Genomic DNA, 16,313 nt, shown 5'->3' on the forward strand with positions numbered 1-16,313 from the left:
CCGCGCCGTCGCGCGCGCCCGGGGTGCGCCGTAGCGCCGTCCGTCCCCACCCTTCTTTGGAAGAGAGCGTCCTTGTCGCTGCAGAAGTCCCGGCCGGAGTCCGCTCCGGGCGCCGGGTCCGCCACCGTCACCGTCTTCGCCTCGGCCCGCAGTTGGATCGAGTCCGACGCCGTCGACCAGTGCCACCAGGTGGCCGCCCTCGACGGCATGCTCTCCGTCGCCGGCATGCCCGACCTGCACCCCGGCAAGGGTGCCCCGATCGGCGCCGCCATGACCTCGACCGTGCTGTACCCGTTCCTGGTCGGCTCCGACATCGGCTGCGGCATCGCCGTCTTCCCGGTCGACCTGAAGCGGGTCGTACCCGAGCAGATCGCCCGCCGGTTCCCCGACCTCGACGTCGCCCTGGACCCGGAGCGGGACGCCGACGACCCGGCCTGGGCCGCCGTGGACGCCGAGATCCCGGCCGGTCACCTGGAGGGCCTGGGTACGGTGGGCCGGGGCAACCACTTCGTGGAACTGGCGCGGATCCAGACCGTCCTCGACCCGGGTCACGTGGCCCGGCTCGGGCTCGCCGTCGACGACCTCGTGCTCATCGTGCACAGCGGTTCCCGGGGGCTGGGCGAGCGCATCCTGCGGGCACACACCGAGCGGCACGGCGCGGGCCCCGCCGCCGATCCGGCCGGCTACCTCGCACTGCACGACGCCGCCGTACGCTGGGGCTCGGTCAACCGCCGGCTGCTCGCCGCCCGGGTCCTGCACGCCCTCGGCGCCGAGCCGACCGAGCCGATCGTGGACGAGTGCCACAACCTGGTCGAGGTCCGCGACGGGACGTACCTGCACCGCAAGGGAGCCGCACCGGGCGACGGCCGGGACGTGCTGATCGCCGGTACCCGGGGCACCTGCTCCTATCTGGTCGCCGCCCATGCGGGGGCGCACGCCAACTTCTCGGTGGCGCACGGCGCCGGCCGGAAGATGTCCCGGGCCGACGCGATGCGCCGGGGCCGGGTCAAGCACACCGTCGAGGAACTCCGGCGTACCCCGGTGGGATCACTGGTGGTCTGCGGCGACCGGCAACTGCTCTTCGAGGAGGCGCCGACGGCGTACAAGCGGATCGAGCAGGTGATCGCGGACCTGGTCGAGCACGGCCTCGCCACCCCGGCGGCGACGACGGTGCCGCTGGTCACGTACAAGACGATCGACCGGGGTGGCAACACCCGGCCGGCCGGGCGACGGGACCGGTCGGAGCACCGCCGCGGCCGGGGCCGGTCGTGACCGCGGCGCCGGCCCCGCAACATCTGCTGATCTCGGCCGGGCGCGGCCCGCAGGAGTGCGCCTGGGCCGTCGCCCAGCTCGTACGCCGGCTGGAGGCGAAGGCCCTGCGGCGGGGCCTGAGCACGTCCCGGGCCGAGACCGTTCCCGGCGACCGGCCCGGCACCTACCGGTCGGTCCTGGTGCGGATCTCCGGAGCGGGCGCCGAGGAGTTCGCGGCCTCGTGGACCGGCACCCTCTGCTGGCAGGCGCCGAGCCCCTACCGGGCGCGCGCCGGCCGGAAGAACTGGTACGTCGTCGCCGGCCCCTGCCAGCTCGACGCCCCGCAGACGTCGTTCGCCGAGGCGGACGTCGAGATCGTCGGCTGCCGCACCGGCGGCCCGGGCGGACAGCACCGGAACAAGGCCAGCACCGCCGTGCGGGCCACCCACCGTCCCTCCGGGATCGTGGTGGTGGTCGACACCGAGCGGCAGTTCAGCCAGAACCGCCGCATCGCCCTGGAGCTGATCCGGCGGCGCATCGCGGACGGCGACCGGGCGGCGGGCCGGGCCGTCGCCACCGCCCGCTGGCGCATCCACGACGACCTCGTGCGCGGCGACCCGGTCCGGGTCGAACGACCGGACCCCCGGGGGCCGTGAGCCGGCTACCGACCCGGTGCGGGTGACGGGGCCGGGACGAGCGGGTGTCCGTCGACGAGGTCTCCGGGCGCGGAGAGGGACCAGGCCTCGTAGACCAGTTCGGCCAGCTCGTCGGCGTCGATCCTGGGCAGGTGGACGACGACCCAGCCGAAGCCGCCGGAGGTGAACTGCACCTCGAAGACGTCCGGCCGCTCGGCGACCAGCGCCGCCTGCTCGGACAGGGTCTGCTTCAGCCCCACCGTCCTGGTGCGTGGCCAGTGGTAGCCGAAGCGCGTGCCCCGGACACTGAACGAGGTGTAGTCCCGCGCCTGGGCCCGCTCGACCTCGGCGAGCGTCTCCACCATCCGTAGGAACTGCGCATCCGGTACCGCCACGTCGACCATTCTGGCGTACCCGCCGTCCGGTGTTGACCCGGCTACCGTCCGTTTGATGATCGCAAACCGTGGCCGATCGGTAGCTCTGGCCGACTCTCGATGGCATGCTTGGCGTCGGGAAGCAACCCGGAGGTGTGGGGTGAGCGGATCAGCACAGCCGGACGGACCCGGCGACGGCGCGATGGCCGTACGGATCCTGGTCGGGGCCCAACTACGACGACTGCGCGAGGAGCGGGGACTGACCAGGGCGGAAGCGGCGGAGCCGATCCGCGCCTCCGAGTCGAAGATCAGCCGGATGGAGCTGGGCCGGGTCGGCTTCAAGGAGCGCGACGTACTCGACCTGCTCTCGCTCTACGGCGTGCACGACGAGCAGGAGCGGGCCACGCTGCTGGCCCGGGTACGCGAGGCGAACACGTCGAGCTGGTGGCACCCGTACAGCGACGTCACGCCGAACTGGTTCCAGCGCTACCTGGGGCTGGAGGCGACGGCGACACTGATCCGCAGCTACGAGGTCCAGTTCGTCCCGGGGCTGCTCCAGACCGAGGAGTACGCCCGGGCGGTGGTGCGCCTCGGCCACGGCGCGGCCCGGGAGGACGAACTCGCCCGCCGGGTGCGGCTGCGGATGGAGCGGCAGCAGGTGCTGACCCGTCCGGATCCGCCGATGTTCTGGGCGGTGGTGGACGAGGCCGCGCTGCGCCGCCCGGTCGGCGGGCCGCAGGTGATGCGCGACCAGCTCGAGGCGCTGATCAGCATCGTCACGAAGATGCCGAACGTGAAGCTACAGGTGATCCCGCTCGCCGCCGGTGGGCACGCCGCGGCCGGCGGCGCCTTCACCATCCTGCGTTTCCCGCAGCAGGAACTGGCCGACCTGGTCTACATCGAACAGTTGACCAGCGCGCTCTATCTCGACAAGCGGGAGGACGTCGACTGCTACTTCGAGGCGGTGAACCGGCTCTTCGTCGAGGCCGCGCCGCTCAAGGACACCTTCCAGATCCTGGACCGGATCATCCGCGACCTCGACGAGGCGCCGCGATGACGGTGGATATCCTTGACCTCCGCCAGATCGATCGACCGACCGGAGGGTTCTGCCCGTGACCCAGGAGATTTCCACGTCCGGCGAGGAAGGCAGCTCCGGCGCGGCGGAGTCGTCCAGGCCGAAGATCGACTCCGAGGTTCCGCAGACGGCCCGGGTCTGGAACTACTGGCTCGGCGGCAAGGACAACTACCCCGTCGACCGGGCGCTCGGCGACGAGATCGCCGAGGCGTTCCCGATCATCGTCGAGATCGCGCGTGCCGACCGCGCCGTGCTGAACCGGGTGGTCCGCTACCTCGCCGGTGAGGCCGGGGTCCGGCAGTTCCTGGACGTCGGCACCGGTCTGCCCACCGCCAACAACACGCACGAGGTGGCCCAGGCGGTGGCCCCGCAGGCCCGGATCGTCTACGTCGACTACGACCCGCTCGTGCTCGTGCACGCCCGGGCCCTGCTGACCAGCGGGCCGGAGGGCGCCACGGACTACATCGACGCCGACATCCGGGACACCGAGACGATCCTGCGGGAGGCGGGTCGCACCCTCGACCTCAGCCAGCCGGTCGCGGTCATCCTCTCCGGGATCCTGGCCCACCTGCCCAGCGTCGAGGAGGCGCGTGCGGTCGTACGCCGGCTGATGGACGCCCTGCCCGCCGGGAGCTATCTGGTGGCCGTGGACGGTGCCGACACCAACCCGGAACTCAACGACGTGATGAATATCTGGAACCAGTCGGCCAACCCGCCCTACGCGATGCGTACCCCGGAGGAGATCGCCAGCTACTTCGAGGGGCTGGAGCTGGTCGAGCCGGGGCTGGTCGACGTCACCCGGTGGCGGCCCGAGCCCAGCCCGGCCGGCCCACCGCGCCCGCTGGACAACCTCGTCGGGGTCGGCCGCAAGCCCTGACCGTCCGTCGGCCGCAGGCTATGACCGCCCGTCCCGACCCGGAGAGCCGGACGGCTATTACCCGGTCGTGACAATGCGCGGACCGGCTCCGGACATGGCGATGGCACCTTCGCTCGGGTGAGTTCCGAGCCCTACCCGCCAGCCGCCCGTCCGGGCGCCGTCCCGTCGCGGCCCCGGCAGCGCTGGGCCGACGTCGCCAAGGGCGCCTGCATCGCCCTCGTGGTGCTCTGGCACGTCATCGTCAAGCACTACCTGCGGATCGAGTGGCATCTCGGCGTACCGCTGCCCGGGGTGTGGGGGACGCTGGGCGAGCAGTTGCTGCCGTTGCGGATGCCGCTCTTCTTCACCATCTCCGGACTCTTCGCGGCGAACGCCGTCGACCGGCCGTGGCGCCGGGTCGGCCGGTCCCGGATCGCCCGGTTCCTCTACCTGTACGCCGGATGGCTGCTGATCCACACCCTGCTGCTCGCCGCCGCGCCGGACTTCCCGACCGACCGGGCCGGCTCGGTCACCGGCCTGCTGGCGCAACTCACCGTCAGCCCGTCCAACCTCTGGTACCTCTACGCCCTCGCGCTCTACTTCGCGGTTGCCAAGCTGGCCCGCCGGGTCCCCGTGCCGGTGCTGCTGGCGGCCGCCGCCGGCCTCTCCGCCGCCAGTACGGCGGGACTGCTCGCCACCGCCGGCAACCGGGGCGGCGTCTACCAGAACCTGGTCTTCTTCCTCGGCGGGCTGCACCTGCGGCCGTACCTGTCACGCTGGGTGGCGACCGCGACCCGGCGCCGCCTGCTGCTCACCGCTGCCGGCTACCTGGCCGCACTGGCCGGGATGGCCTGGACCGGCGCGCAGGGCTGGCCGGGGGTGTGGCTGCTGGTCTCGGTCGCGGCGGTGGCCTTCGGCCTCACCGCCGCCGCCCGGCTGGCCCGGTGGCGCCGGCTCGGCGACCCGCTCGCCGCCCTCGGCCGGCGGACCCTCCCGGTGTACGTCCTGCACCTGCCGCTGCTGGCGCTCGCCGACCGGGTACTGCACGGCCCGCTCTCCGGGCTGGGACGGTCCGGACAGTTCGCGCTGGCGCTCGGCTATCCGATCCTGCTCACCTCGGCCCTGCTCGCCCTGACCCTGGCACTGCACCGGGGACTGCTGCTCCTGCGGGCCGGCTGGATGTTCGACCTGCCGGCGCCCCGCCCCGCCGGCCGTCGGCGTCGCCCCCGGTCACTGTGGCGGGACGGCGAGGTGCCGCGCGATCGCAGCGGCCCCGACGGTGGCCAGGTGGAGCCGGAGAGGCGGCTCGCGGACGCCGTACCGCCGGGGTGGCGCGGATGAGCGCGCTGGCCGAGGCCGAGGTCGACCTCGCGGCCGTCGCGGCCAACCTGGGTACGGTCGCGGCGCACGCCGGTACCGCGCTGATGGCGGTGGTCAAGGCCGACGGGTTCGGGCACGGTGCCGTACCGGTGGCCCGGGCCGCGCTGGCGGCCGGCGCGAGCTGGCTCGGGGTGACCTCGGCCGGCGAGGCGCTGGCGCTGCGCGCGGCGGGTCTCACCGCGCCCGTGCTGAGCTGGCTGCACCGTCCGGACGACGACTTCGGCCGGCTGATCGGCGCCGACGTCGACCTCGGGGTCTCGACCGTGCCGCACCTGCACTCGATCGCCGAGGCGGCGCGCCGGTCGGGCCGGCCCGCGACGGTCCAGCTCAAGGCCGACACCGGACTGTCCCGCAACGGCGCCAACCGCGACGACTGGCCGGAGCTGGTCGACTGGGCCCGCAAGTACGAGGTCGAGGGGACCGTCCGGGTCCGGGGGGTCTGGTCGCACCTGGCCGGCGCGGAGACGCCGGAGGGTCGGGGCGTCGGCCGGCAGGTGGCGGCCTTCGAGGAGGCACTGCGGATCGCCCGGGCGGCGGGACTGCGACCGGATCTGGCCCACCTGGCGAACTCGGCGGCGGCGCTGGCCGCCCCGGCGACCCGGTACGACCTCTGCCGGATCGGACTGGCGCTCTACGGCGTCGACCCGTTCGGCGCCCCCGGCGCCGGGGTGTACCGGCTGCGGGCCGCGATGACCCTGCGTTCCACGGTGGTGAACGTCAAGCGGGTGCCGGCCGGTACCGGCGTCTCCTACGGGCCGGACCGGGTGACCGAGCGGGCGACGACGCTGGCGCTGCTGCCGCTCGGCTACGCGGACGGGCTGCCCCGGACCGCCGAGGGGCGTGCCGAGGTGTGGCTGGCCGGCACCCGGCGACCGATCGTCGGGCGGATCGCGATGGACCAGTGCGTGGTCGACGCCGGGGAGCTGCCGGTGGCGCTCGGCGACCCGGTGGTGCTCTTCGGCCCGGCCCGGGCGGGCTTCGGCTGGCCGACGGCGGCCGAGTGGGCGGGGTGGGCCCGGACCAGCCCGCACGAGATCCTGACCGGCATCGGCGCCCGGGTCGCCCGCCGGTACCGACCGGCGAGGCCGGCAGCGGAATGAGGGTACGGACCAGCGGGCGCGGTGCCCGCCTGCCGCGTGGCGGCCGGAGTGCAGGGGAGTGTCGAGGATGAGTATCCGGCTGGCGGTGCTGTACGGCGGGCGCAGCGGCGAGCACGAGGTGTCCCGCCGTTCGGCGGCGAGCATCCTCGCCCACCTCGACCGGGACGCCTACCGGGTGACCCGGGTACTCGTCGAGCGGGACGGCCGGTGGCAGGTCGACGGCGTACCCGTCACGCTGTCGGCGGCGCTGCGGGTGCTCACCGCCCAGGACGTGGTCTTCCCGGCCATGCACGGCCCGTACGGCGAGGACGGCAACGTCCAGTCGATGCTGGACTGGCTCGGTGTGCCGTACGTCGGTAACGGAGTCTTCGCCAGCGCGGCCGGAATGGACAAGGCGGTGACCAAGAAGCTGCTCGGTGCCGAGGGGCTGCGGGTCACCACCGGCGTGACGCTGCGGGACGGCGAGTACCTGTCGCAGGCCGAACAGCAGCGGCTGGGCCTGCCGGTCTTCGTCAAGCCGGCCCGGGCGGGCTCCAGCCTCGGCGTGTCCCGGGTCGACCAGTGGTGGCAACTGCCGGCCGCGCTCCGGCTGGCCCGCGAGGCCGATCCGAAGGTGCTGGTCGAGCGGGCCGTACCCGGCCGGGAGATCGACGTCGGCGTACTCCAGTACCCGGACGGACGGGTCGAGGCGGGGCCGCCGCTGGAGATCGGCGTGCCGCCGAGCGTCGCCTTCTTCGACCACGCCGCGAAGTACGACGGTGGGGCCGTCTTCCAGATTCCGGCCCCGCTCGACGCCGCCACCACCCGGCTGTTGCAGGACCGGGCGCTCCGGGCCTTCCACGCGCTCGGCTGCCGGGGGCTGCTCCGGGTCGACTTCTTCCTGCCCGCCGACGACCTGCCCACCGACGACCTGGCCGACGACGACCTGGCCGACGGCGGCTCGGCGGAGCCGGTGGTCAACGAGGTGAACACCTTCCCCGGCTTCACCGACGCGTCGCAGTACCCGCGGATCTGGGCCCGGGCCGGGATCGCCTTCCCGAGGCTGCTCGACATCCTGATCGACGGCGCCCGGAACGCCACGGCCGCCCGATGAGGCGCCCGGTGAAGCGCCGGGCGAGGCGGCTCAGGAGCCGGGGGCGGCGGTCCGGGCCGGGGCGGGCCCGGGGTCGGCCGGCAGGCACCGGTCGGCGCCGGGGGAGTCCTCCGCCCCGTCCGGCGCGGCCGGGCATTCCGGCGGGTCGCAGCCGTACGGCCCCCGGCTCCCGTCCGGGCCGGTCAGCGTGACCATGGAGCGCTCCGCCGGCCGGTCGGCCGGCAGGGCGTACCGGACGGTGCAGACGAGCTGGTCGACCGCCCGCGCCGACAGGGACGTCACGTCGGTGCCGAGGCTCACCGTCGTACCCGACCGGTCGGACGTCGTCACCGCCGGCCCGGCACCCGCCGGGATCTCGCTGCGGTAGCCCCGCTGCCGCTCGCGCGGGTCCGGACCGGCCAGCAGCAGTGCCAGCGCGGCGTCGACCGAACCCGGCGGTGTGGACGGACGCAGCACCAGCGTCACCCGCTGCTCCGCGACGAAGTACAGGCCCACCCCCTGCACCCGTCCCACCGGGGCGGGACCGCCGGTGATGACCACGGACGGCCGCACGCCGCATCCGGCGGCGAGCACCGCCAGCAGCGCGACGGCGGCGAGTGCCACCCGGCGCCGGAGGCCGGTCACGGACGCCCCCCGTCGGAACCGGTCCGGTCGGCGACGGCCGGCGCCGGATCGGTGCAGCGGCGCGGCAGGCGGAGCGTGAACACCGCGCCGCCGGCCGGATCGTTCCCGGCCACCAGGCTGCCCCGCTCGGCGCCGGTCCGGTGCAGCCGGGCGTTCTCCCAGGCGATGGCGAGACCGAGACCACTGCCCTCGGAGCGGCTCCGGGCGCTGTCCGCCTTGTAGAAGCGGTCGAAGACGTGCGGCAGCACCAGCGGGTCCAGCCCCGGGCCACGGTCGCCGACCGTCAGGACGATCCAGTCCGGCTCGGCGCGCAGCCGTACCGTCACCGGCGGGGCGCCGTGCCGCAGCGCGTTGCCGACCAGGTTCGCCAGGATCACGTCCAGCCGGCGGGGGTCGAGCCGGGCCCGGGTGTCCGGCGGCAGGTCGGCCACCACCCGCTCGGTCCAGCCCCGGGCGCGCAGTGTCGCGCGTACCGCCGACGGCACGTCGACGTCGTCGAGGGCGAGTGCGGCGGTGCCGCTGTCGAACCTGCTCACCTCGATCAGGTCGTCGACCAGCCGGGTCAGGCTCTGCGTCTCCTGGCTGACCAGCCGGGCGGCCCGGCCCGCGTCGCCGGGCAGCCGGGGTGCCTCCTCGTCGAGTACGTCGGTGACCGCGGTCATCGCGGCCAGCGGGGTACGCAGTTCGTGCGAGACGTCGGCGACGAAGCGCCGGGCGTCCGCCTCCATCCGGCGCAACTCGCCGACCTGCCGTTCCAGCCGCTGGGCGGTGTGGTTGAAGGTGTCCGCGACGCGGGCCAGTTCGTCGGAGCCGCGTACGGCCAGCCGGGTGCTCAGGTCGCCGTCGCCGAGCCGGCGGGCGGCCCGGTCGAGTTCCCGGACCGGCCGCAGTACGCCCCGGGCGGCGAGCAGCGCCAGCACGACGGCGAGCGCCAGCGACAGCGCGCCGGTCGACCAGGCCGACGCGGCGAGCCGGTCGATGCTGCGCTGCTCGGCCTCCAGGCTGTGCAGGCGGTATATCTCCAGCCCGGACGGTCGTGCTGTTCCGTCCGGCAGGCTGAGCATGACCTGGGTCCCGATCACCAGGTACGGGAAGCCCTGCGCGGTCTGCCGCTGCCAGACGACCCGGCCGCTGCCGACCGCGCTGCGCAACTCCGGCGGAAGTACCGCGGAGACCTGGTCGGGCGCGGAACTGCGCCCCTGGTACGCGGCGATCGCGGTGTCGTCGCGGCCGGAGAGTTCCGCCGCGATGGCGTCGAGATCGGCCTGGCTCGGTGGCAGGGTCCGGATCGGGGCGAGCTGGGTGATCTGCTCCTTCAACGTGACGACGGCCGCGTCCTGGGCCGTTTGCAGGATGACGTTACGGGCCCGGACGTAGCCGGCGCCGGCCACCACCGCCGTGGTGGTCAGGCCGAGCGAGACGAAGGCGAGCAGCAGCCGGACCCGCAGGCCCGGCGGCCACCGCAGCGGGCTCAGCACGGGGCCCGGCCACGTCGCGCAGCCCCGTGCGGCGAGTGCCGGCCGTGCGGTCGGGCGCGGTTCACAACGGGCCGAACCGGTATCCGAAGCCGCGGACGGTCTGCACGTAGACCGGGGCGGCGGAGTCGTCCTCGATCTTCGCCCGCAACCGTTGCACACAGGCGTCGACCAGTCGGGAGTCGCCGAGGTAGCCGTGCTCCCAGACCGCCTCCAGCAGTTGCTGCCGGCTGAGCACCCGGCCCGGCGTGCCGGAGAGTTCGAGCAGCAGCCGCAGTTCGGTCGGGGCGAGGCCGATCGGCACCCCGGCCTTGCTGATTACCAGCGCCGACCGGTCGATGGTCAGCGCGCCGTACCGCTGCACCGTCGGCTCCGGGCCCGGGCGCCGGGGTTCGCCGCCGGTCCGCCGCAGCACCGCGCGGATCCGCGCCTCGAGTACCCGGGCCTGCACCGGCTTGACCACGTAGTCGTCGGCACCGGCCTCCAGCCCGGCCACCACGTCGATGTCGTCGTTGCGGGCGGTGAGCATGATGATCGGCAGGTCGCCGGCCGACCGGATCCGGCGGCACACCTCGAAGCCGTCCATCCCGGGCAGCATGAGGTCCAGGACGACGACGTCGGCGGTGTCCGTACCCAGCCGGGCCAGCCCCTGCTCGCCGGTGGCCACGGCGTCCACGGTGTGCCCCTGCCGGGTCAGGGCCAACTGGAGGCCGTCGCGCACCGTCTGATGGTCCTCGATCAACAGCACCCGAGACATGTCACCAACTATTGCATTCCCGTCGAAGTTGCCTTGTCGATCATGATTTGTGGCACGGATCGGACCCCCGCTGCCGAACTGTCCGATTCCGCGCCCGGTCCGGGCTCGCGACCGGGGGCGGGGCCGCGACCGGGGGCGGGGCGGGCGAAATCCACCGGGCGCAGCAGGACCAGCACGGTGGCGACGACCAGGGCGACGAATCCGCTTCCGGCCACGATCGCGACGAAGAGCCCGCCGGCACCGCCGGTCACGGTGTCGGCGGGGTACGCCGGCACGCCGGCCAGCAGCGCCAGCAGCGCCAGCAGTGGCACCCCGCCGAGCAGCCCGAAGGACCCGACCTCGACGGCGGCCGAAGCGGCACCGGTGTCCCGGCGCGGCCGGGCCAGCACGGCGGCGGCCAGGCAGAACAGCGCCGCCGCCAGCAGCACCCCGCCGAGGACGTCACTGAACCGGTGCCACCCCGCGATCATGGTGCAGGCGGCGACCGTGCAGACGCCCACCGCCCCCGGGGCGGCACACCATCCCCGGGCCGGCGCGGGAAGCACCAGCAGCACCGCCAGGAGCAGCGCCATCGCCGCCGCGACGTGACCGCTGGGGAAACTGTTGTGCGTCGTCGAGTCGGCCACCCCGAGTTCCGGCCGCAGGATCACCTGCTTGGCGACGCCCGCGGCGACCACCGAGGCGCCGACCAGGCCCACGCCGACCACCCCGGCCCAGGGCCGCCGACCGAGCAGACCGAGCAGCAGTACGGCGACGAGCAGCAGGCCCAGCACCGCCGGGTCGCCGAACCAGGCCAGTACGGCCCGTGCCGGCTCGACCAGCTCGGTCGGCTGCTCGTACCCGCCGCCCCGCTCGGCCCGGGGCAGCAGCGTGCCGTCGAGCAACTGCCCCGCACCGGTGCCGACGAACCCGACGGCGGTCAGCACGAACGCGAGCAGGTACCCGAGGGCGGCGCGGCGCAGCCGGCGGGCCGGCTCCCGGGCGGCGGGCGCCGGCCGGCGGTCGGACCGGGCCGGAGGTCCCGGCGGTGTCGTTGACGGGTACGGCGATACCGGATGCACCAGCCAAGGATGCGGTGCCCGGGTCCGGGGAGCGTGCGGGTCATGTCATGGTTCTGTCACAGCCGCCGGCCGGCCGGGGTGACCGGACCGCTACCAGCAGCTCCCGCAGACCGGCCGGGGTCCCCAGTCCGGCGAGACGAGTCGGACCATGCGATTGACCAGCGGATCGGTGGTCTCCAGCGGGCGCGCCTGGATCTCGTGGTCCAGCAGGTCCCACACCACCCGGACACACTCGACCCGGACCAGGTAGTCGGTGACCACGCAGATCGCGAAGTCCACCCGCCCGGTCGGCACCCGCTTCCGGTCGGCGAACGGGCTGGCCCCGGCCGGCGCGTACGGCCGCAGGTGCGACCCGTACACGAGGCCCTCGGCGCGACCGGGCTCGTAGATGCCGTACCCGAAGGCGGCGGCCGTCTTCTCCTCGGCGCAGTCGAGCTGACCCGCGAGGGTGAGGAACACCCCGTCCTTGGTCTCGTCCGTCGCCGCGACCTCGATCGCGCCGGAGGTGCAGGGGATCCGCTCCCACACCGGCTCGGCAGCCGTCGCCGGCCCGGCGGTGAGCGAGGTGATCAGGGCGGCGGCCACCGCCGCGAACAGGTGTCTCATCGGTCTTCTCCCTCCACGGGCGGTCTGTTCCTCGGTGGGCTCGCCGCCTGCATCGCGCCGAGGGCGAGGCCGAGCTGAAAGCGGTTCTCCACCCCGAGCCGGTCCATCAGGGACCGCAGCGCGTAGGTGACCGAGCGGGTGGACATGCCGAGTTCCTTCGCGGCACTGCTGTCGGTATGCCCCTCGGCGAGCAGTGCGACGAGCGCCTTCTCCCGTGGTGTGAGCACGACCTCCGGTACTCCGTTCCGGCGTGGATCTGTCGCCTCCGTCCAGTACCGGACGAAGAGCGAGACGAACGACTCGACCGCCGCGGGTTCGACGACCTCCCACGTGCCGTGGTGCAGCCCGTACGGGTCGACGGCGACCAGCGCGACGCGGCGGTCGAAGATCATCAACTTGTGCGGCAGCCGGGAGGTTTCCCGGTACTCCCCGCCCAGCCGGGCGAACTCCGTCGCGTGCCGCGACGACCGGTCGCCGTCGGCGGGCGCCCGGCCCAGCGAACGCAGCCGGATCCGGCGCCGCAGCAGCGCGATGTCCAACGGGGCGCCGATCGCCAGCGCCTCGGTGTCGAAGATCTCCTCCGGATTCATCGCCAGGTGCTCGACCCGCTCCAGCGCCACCAGTTCGGCGATGCGCCGACGGGTCGCCTCGCGATCCGGCAGCCGCCGGGCCGGAAACGGCCGGACCATACCCGGTCGCAGCAGGCCGGCCGGGCCCTCGACCGGCGGGGCGGCCCGCCGGAGGGCGCGGCGTCGCAGCGTCGCCACCGCCAGCTCCGCCGCCACGGCCCGCCAGGTCACCGCGTCGGCCCCGGAGCCGGACGGCGCGGCGCTCGGCGCGACCAGGTCGGCCTCGGCCAACTCGTCCAGCGCCTCGCGGACCCGGCGCGCGGCGAGTCCGAGACTGGCGGCGATGTCGCCGGTGCTGCGGGAACCGAAGGTGACCAGGCAGCGATAGACCAGGTCGGCATCGGCGGAGACCCCCCAGCGGACCAGTAGCGGCACCGCCCGCCCGACGGCCAGCGCCCCCGTGCCCCTGCCCGTCATGACAACTCCCTCCCCCCGGGAATCGGTACGCCGCGATACAAACACAGGACGGCACCGATGTCTCGGGCCGACAAGATCACCCGGTCGATTCGTTGCGCGATCACGCAACGGTGCTGCCCGGCGCGGCGTCCGCGTTGAACCGTAGGCGCGGGAATCCCGTTCTAGCTCACGGGCGGCCACACGCGCCTGGCCCGCCCCGCCAACACGGCCTCCAGGAGAGGATCTTCGGGTTGTCACTCTTCACGCGCTTCCGTCAGGCACAGGACCAGGCACCGACGACCACGGCGGACGGTCCGCTGCCGGACGGTCCGCTGCCGGACGGGCACTCCGAGGACGACCCCACCGCTGCCGAGGGTGACGGCGAGACCGCGGGCGGCGACGACGGTGCCGGCCCCGCTGCCGACGGAGCGGCGGCCGATGGCGGAGCGGAGGCGGCCGGCGGGGAGGCGGCCGACGGGGAGGCGGCAGAACGGCCCCGTTCGCTCGTGCGGCGGATCGCGGCGCAGGTGACGACCGCGCTCGCGGTGCTGCTCGTACTGTTCGCCCTCACCGTGGGCAACCGACCCGAGCAGTTCACCCCCGGCACGCTGGCGCGCATTCCGGTGGAGGCACTCCTCGGCCTCCTGCTCCTGCTCGCCCTGCGGCCGGGGGCGCGCCGGGTGGCGGCCGTACTCGGTGGCGTCACCCTCGGCCTGCTGGGCCTGTTGAAGCTCGTCGACGTCGGCTTCTACGCCGTACTCGCCCGGCAGTTCGACCCGGTCCTCGACTGGGTACTGCTGGACGACGCGATCTCGTTCCTCACCGACTCCTTCGGCCGGGCCGGCGCGGTCGGCGCGGCGATCGTGGCCGTACTGCTGGTGGTCGCGGTACTCGTGCTCATGACGCTGGCGGTGCTCCGCCTGACCCACCTGGTGACCCGGCACAGCGTCGCCGCGACCCGTACCCTCGTGGTGCTCGGCGCGGCCTGGCTCGCCTGTGCGGTGCTCGGGGTGCAGATCGTTCCCGGCGTACCCGTGGCGGCCCGGAACACGGCGGGCCTGGCACACGCCCGGGCGCACCAGGTCCGCGACGGCCTGCGCAGCCAGCAGGAGTTCACCCGGCAGGCCGCCGTGGACGCCTTCCGTGACGTCCCCGGTGACCGGCTGCTCACCGGCCTGCGCGGCAAGGACGTGCTGCTGGTCTTCGTGGAGAGCTACGGGCGCAGCGCCGTCGAGGATCCGGCGATCGCGCCGCCGGTCAACGCGGCGCTCGACGCCGGCACCCGGCGGCTGGCCGCCGCCGGCTTCGGCTCGCGCAGCGCCTTCCTCACCTCACCGACGGCGGGCAGCGGCAGCTGGCTGGCCCACTCCACCTTCCTGTCCGGTCTCTGGATCGACAACCAGCAGCGGTACCGCAACATCGTCACCACCGACCGGCTCACCCTCACCGGGGCCTTCCGCCGGGCGGACTGGCGCACCGTCGGCATCATGCCGGGCGTCACCCGGGCCTGGCCCGAGGGGGAGCTGTACGACTACCAGAAGGTCTACGACTCGCGGCAGCTCGGCTACCACGGCCCGAAGTTCAGCTGGGCCACCATGCCGGACCAGTTCGTCCTGGCCGCCTTCGAACGGTACGAGCACGGTACGCCGGAGCGGGCTCCGCTGATGGCGGGGATAACCCTGGTGTCGAGCCACGCGCCCTGGACGCCCCTTCCGCAGTTCGTGGAGTGGGACGACCTCGGCGACGGGTCGGTCTTCGCGCCGATGGCGAGCCAGGGGGAGCCGAAGAGCGCGCTCTGGGGCGACCGGAGGAAGGTGCGGGCCGAGTACGGGCGGTCCATCGCGTACTCGCTGAACAGCCTCGTCTCCTATGTGGAGCGGTACGGCGACGACGACACCGTGGTCGTCTTCCTCGGTGACCACCAGCCCTCGCCGGTGGTCACCGGTACCGGTGCCAGCCGGGACGTGCCGATCACCATCGTGGCGCACGACCCGGCCGTGCTGGGGCGGATCTCCCGGTGGGGCTGGCAGGACGGCCTGAAGCCCGGTCGGCAGGCCCCGGTCTGGCGGATGGACGCGTTCCGGGACCGCTTCCTGACCGCGTTCGGGCCCCGGACCGCCTCCTGACCCGGACCGACGTCAGGGCTTGCGACCGACCCCGCCGTACCCGTCGACCGGCTCCGCGTCGGCACTCTCCGGGCGCCACTGCGAGATGGAGACGATCCCCGGCTCCAGCAGGGTCAGGCCGTCGAAGCAGCGTTCGATCTGCTCCGGGCTGCGCAGCACGTACGGCACCGCGCCGGTGTCGTCGTAGCCCTGCTGCGCCTCGTCGAACCCCTCGGTGGTGTTGGTGCTGTCCCACAGCACCAGGTAGCTGCCGCTGGGTACGGCCGCCATCACCCGGGCCACGATGGAGCGTGCCTCCTCGTGGTCGGCGACGTGCCCGAGTACGCCCATGAACATGACCGCGATCGGCTGGGTGAAGTTGAGGATGTTCCGGGCGTCGGCGATGATCTGGTCGGGATCGTGGAAGTCCGCGTCGACGTAGTCGGTGACCCCCTCCGGGGTGGTGTTGCTGAGCAGCGCGCGGGCGTGCGTCAGCACGAGCGGGTCGTTGTCGACGTAGACGATCCGGGACTCCGGGGCGACGCGCTGGGCCACCTGGTGGGTGTTGTCCAGAGTGGGCAGTCCGGTGCCGATGTCGAGGAAGTTGCGGATGCCCGCCTCGGCCGCCAGGTGGTGCACGGCACGGATCAGGAAGCGCCGGGACTGCTTGGCCAGCGGGACGATCCCGGGGAACTGCTGCCGGTAGGCGTCACCGGCCTCGCGGTCGGCGGCGAAGTTGTCCTTGCCGCCCATCCAGTAGTTCCAGATCCGGGCGGAGTGTGGCACGCCGGTGTCGAGCCCGTCCGGCCGTGCGTGCTCTGCTGGCGGCGCTTCCTTCGTCACGTGGCTTCCCCAGGATTGCGTAGCGGACACGACCGCTCCACCGTAGATCGTCG

The 16,313-nt window shown here is 73.8% G+C and carries 16 protein-coding genes; 8 read left to right on the plus strand and 8 right to left on the minus strand.

Features of this window, described 5'->3' with window-relative positions:
- Window positions 1-72: 72 nt before the first annotated feature.
- Both C6361_RS22035 and prfH read left to right on the plus strand, forming a co-directional pair.
- On the plus strand, window positions 73-1,272 hold the full coding sequence (locus tag C6361_RS22035; protein WP_107268860.1) for an RNA ligase RtcB family protein: 1,200 nt from the start codon (window positions 73-75) through the stop codon (window positions 1,270-1,272).
- Window positions 1,269-1,907, plus strand: coding sequence for a peptide chain release factor H (gene prfH, locus C6361_RS22040; protein WP_107268861.1), 639 nt, complete (start codon window positions 1,269-1,271; stop codon window positions 1,905-1,907). Before C6361_RS22035 ends, prfH begins: the two co-directional genes overlap by 4 nt.
- Before the next feature lie 5 nt (window positions 1,908-1,912).
- On the opposite strand, the gene C6361_RS22045 is transcribed toward prfH, so the two are convergent.
- Entirely contained in the window at window positions 1,913-2,281 is a 369-nt protein-coding gene (locus C6361_RS22045; protein WP_234358943.1) for an MmcQ/YjbR family DNA-binding protein, read from the minus strand.
- Window positions 2,282-2,462: 181 nt separating this feature from the next.
- On the opposite strand from C6361_RS22045, the gene C6361_RS22050 reads away from it, so the two are divergent.
- From C6361_RS22050 to C6361_RS22070, 5 genes are all read left to right on the plus strand, one after another.
- Complete coding sequence (locus C6361_RS22050) at window positions 2,463-3,317, plus strand: helix-turn-helix transcriptional regulator (RefSeq protein WP_107258920.1); 855 nt, start codon at window positions 2,463-2,465, stop codon at window positions 3,315-3,317.
- 67 nt (window positions 3,318-3,384) lie between these two features.
- Window positions 3,385-4,212, plus strand: a complete 828-nt coding sequence (locus tag C6361_RS22055; protein WP_107271103.1) for an SAM-dependent methyltransferase — start codon at window positions 3,385-3,387, stop codon at window positions 4,210-4,212.
- Between the two features lie 117 nt (window positions 4,213-4,329).
- A complete protein-coding gene (locus tag C6361_RS22060) occupies window positions 4,330-5,532 on the plus strand; it encodes an acyltransferase family protein (RefSeq protein WP_107268863.1) in 1,203 nt (400 codons plus the stop codon).
- Entirely contained in the window at window positions 5,529-6,671 is a 1,143-nt protein-coding gene (alr, locus tag C6361_RS22065; RefSeq protein ID WP_107271104.1) for an alanine racemase, read from the plus strand. The genes C6361_RS22060 and alr overlap by 4 nt, the downstream gene beginning before the upstream one ends.
- Window positions 6,672-6,738: 67 nt before the next feature.
- On the plus strand, window positions 6,739-7,764 hold the full coding sequence (locus tag C6361_RS22070; RefSeq protein WP_107268864.1) for a D-alanine--D-alanine ligase family protein: 1,026 nt from the start codon (window positions 6,739-6,741) through the stop codon (window positions 7,762-7,764).
- Between the two features lie 30 nt (window positions 7,765-7,794).
- Here the strand turns inward: C6361_RS22070 and C6361_RS22075 are convergent, their stop codons facing one another.
- The 6 genes from C6361_RS22075 to C6361_RS38280 form a co-directional block, all read right to left on the minus strand.
- The gene (locus tag C6361_RS22075) at window positions 7,795-8,388 is read right to left on the minus strand and encodes a hypothetical protein (RefSeq protein ID WP_107268865.1); all 594 of its coding nucleotides are present in this window, start codon (window positions 8,386-8,388) and stop codon (window positions 7,795-7,797) included.
- A complete protein-coding gene (locus tag C6361_RS22080; protein ID WP_234358944.1) occupies window positions 8,385-9,866 on the minus strand; it encodes a HAMP domain-containing sensor histidine kinase in 1,482 nt (493 codons plus the stop codon). Before C6361_RS22080 ends, C6361_RS22075 begins: the two co-directional genes overlap by 4 nt.
- Before the next feature lie 61 nt (window positions 9,867-9,927).
- On the minus strand, window positions 9,928-10,620 hold the full coding sequence (locus tag C6361_RS22085) for a response regulator transcription factor (protein ID WP_107268867.1): 693 nt from the start codon (window positions 10,618-10,620) through the stop codon (window positions 9,928-9,930).
- Window positions 10,621-10,628: 8 nt separating this feature from the next.
- Complete coding sequence (locus C6361_RS22090; RefSeq protein ID WP_107268868.1) at window positions 10,629-11,681, minus strand: phosphatase PAP2 family protein; 1,053 nt, start codon at window positions 11,679-11,681, stop codon at window positions 10,629-10,631.
- Window positions 11,682-11,771: 90 nt separating this feature from the next.
- Window positions 11,772-12,287: a hypothetical protein gene (locus tag C6361_RS22095; RefSeq protein ID WP_107268869.1), complete on the minus strand. Its 516-nt coding sequence runs from the start codon at window positions 12,285-12,287 to the stop codon at window positions 11,772-11,774.
- Window positions 12,284-13,333 (minus strand): helix-turn-helix transcriptional regulator, encoded by a 1,050-nt coding sequence (locus C6361_RS38280; protein ID WP_234358945.1) that lies wholly within the window; start codon window positions 13,331-13,333, stop codon window positions 12,284-12,286. The genes C6361_RS22095 and C6361_RS38280 overlap by 4 nt, the downstream gene beginning before the upstream one ends.
- Window positions 13,334-13,563: 230 nt before the next feature.
- Here C6361_RS38280 and C6361_RS22105 point away from each other — a divergent pair, with 230 nt between their 5' ends.
- On the plus strand, window positions 13,564-15,438 hold the full coding sequence (locus tag C6361_RS22105; RefSeq protein WP_234358946.1) for a sulfatase: 1,875 nt from the start codon (window positions 13,564-13,566) through the stop codon (window positions 15,436-15,438).
- Between the two features lie 12 nt (window positions 15,439-15,450).
- On the opposite strand, the gene C6361_RS22110 is transcribed toward C6361_RS22105, so the two are convergent.
- Window positions 15,451-16,260 (minus strand): SAM-dependent methyltransferase, encoded by an 810-nt coding sequence (locus C6361_RS22110; protein ID WP_107268870.1) that lies wholly within the window; start codon window positions 16,258-16,260, stop codon window positions 15,451-15,453.
- Window positions 16,261-16,313 lie beyond the last annotated feature (53 nt).

This window comes from Plantactinospora sp. BC1 (assembly GCF_003030345.1).
Taxonomy (GTDB): Bacteria; Actinomycetota; Actinomycetes; order Mycobacteriales; family Micromonosporaceae; genus Plantactinospora.

What these genes read in the sequence shown, in the direction of transcription:
- C6361_RS22050 (WP_107258920.1), top strand. Translation starts at nt 2,463, where the DNA reads ATGGCCGTACGGATCCTGGTCGGGGCCCAACTACGACGACTGCGCGAG.
- alr (WP_107271104.1), top strand. Translation starts at nt 5,529, where the DNA reads ATGAGCGCGCTGGCCGAGGCCGAGGTCGACCTCGCGGCCGTCGCGGCC.
- C6361_RS22070 (WP_107268864.1), top strand. Translation starts at nt 6,739, where the DNA reads ATGAGTATCCGGCTGGCGGTGCTGTACGGCGGGCGCAGCGGCGAGCAC.
- C6361_RS22085 (WP_107268867.1), bottom strand. Translation starts at nt 10,620, where the DNA reads ATGTCTCGGGTGCTGTTGATCGAGGACCATCAGACGGTGCGCGACGGC.
- C6361_RS22095 (WP_107268869.1), bottom strand. Translation starts at nt 12,287, where the DNA reads ATGAGACACCTGTTCGCGGCGGTGGCCGCCGCCCTGATCACCTCGCTC.
- C6361_RS38280 (WP_234358945.1), bottom strand. Translation starts at nt 13,333, where the DNA reads ATGACGGGCAGGGGCACGGGGGCGCTGGCCGTCGGGCGGGCGGTGCCG.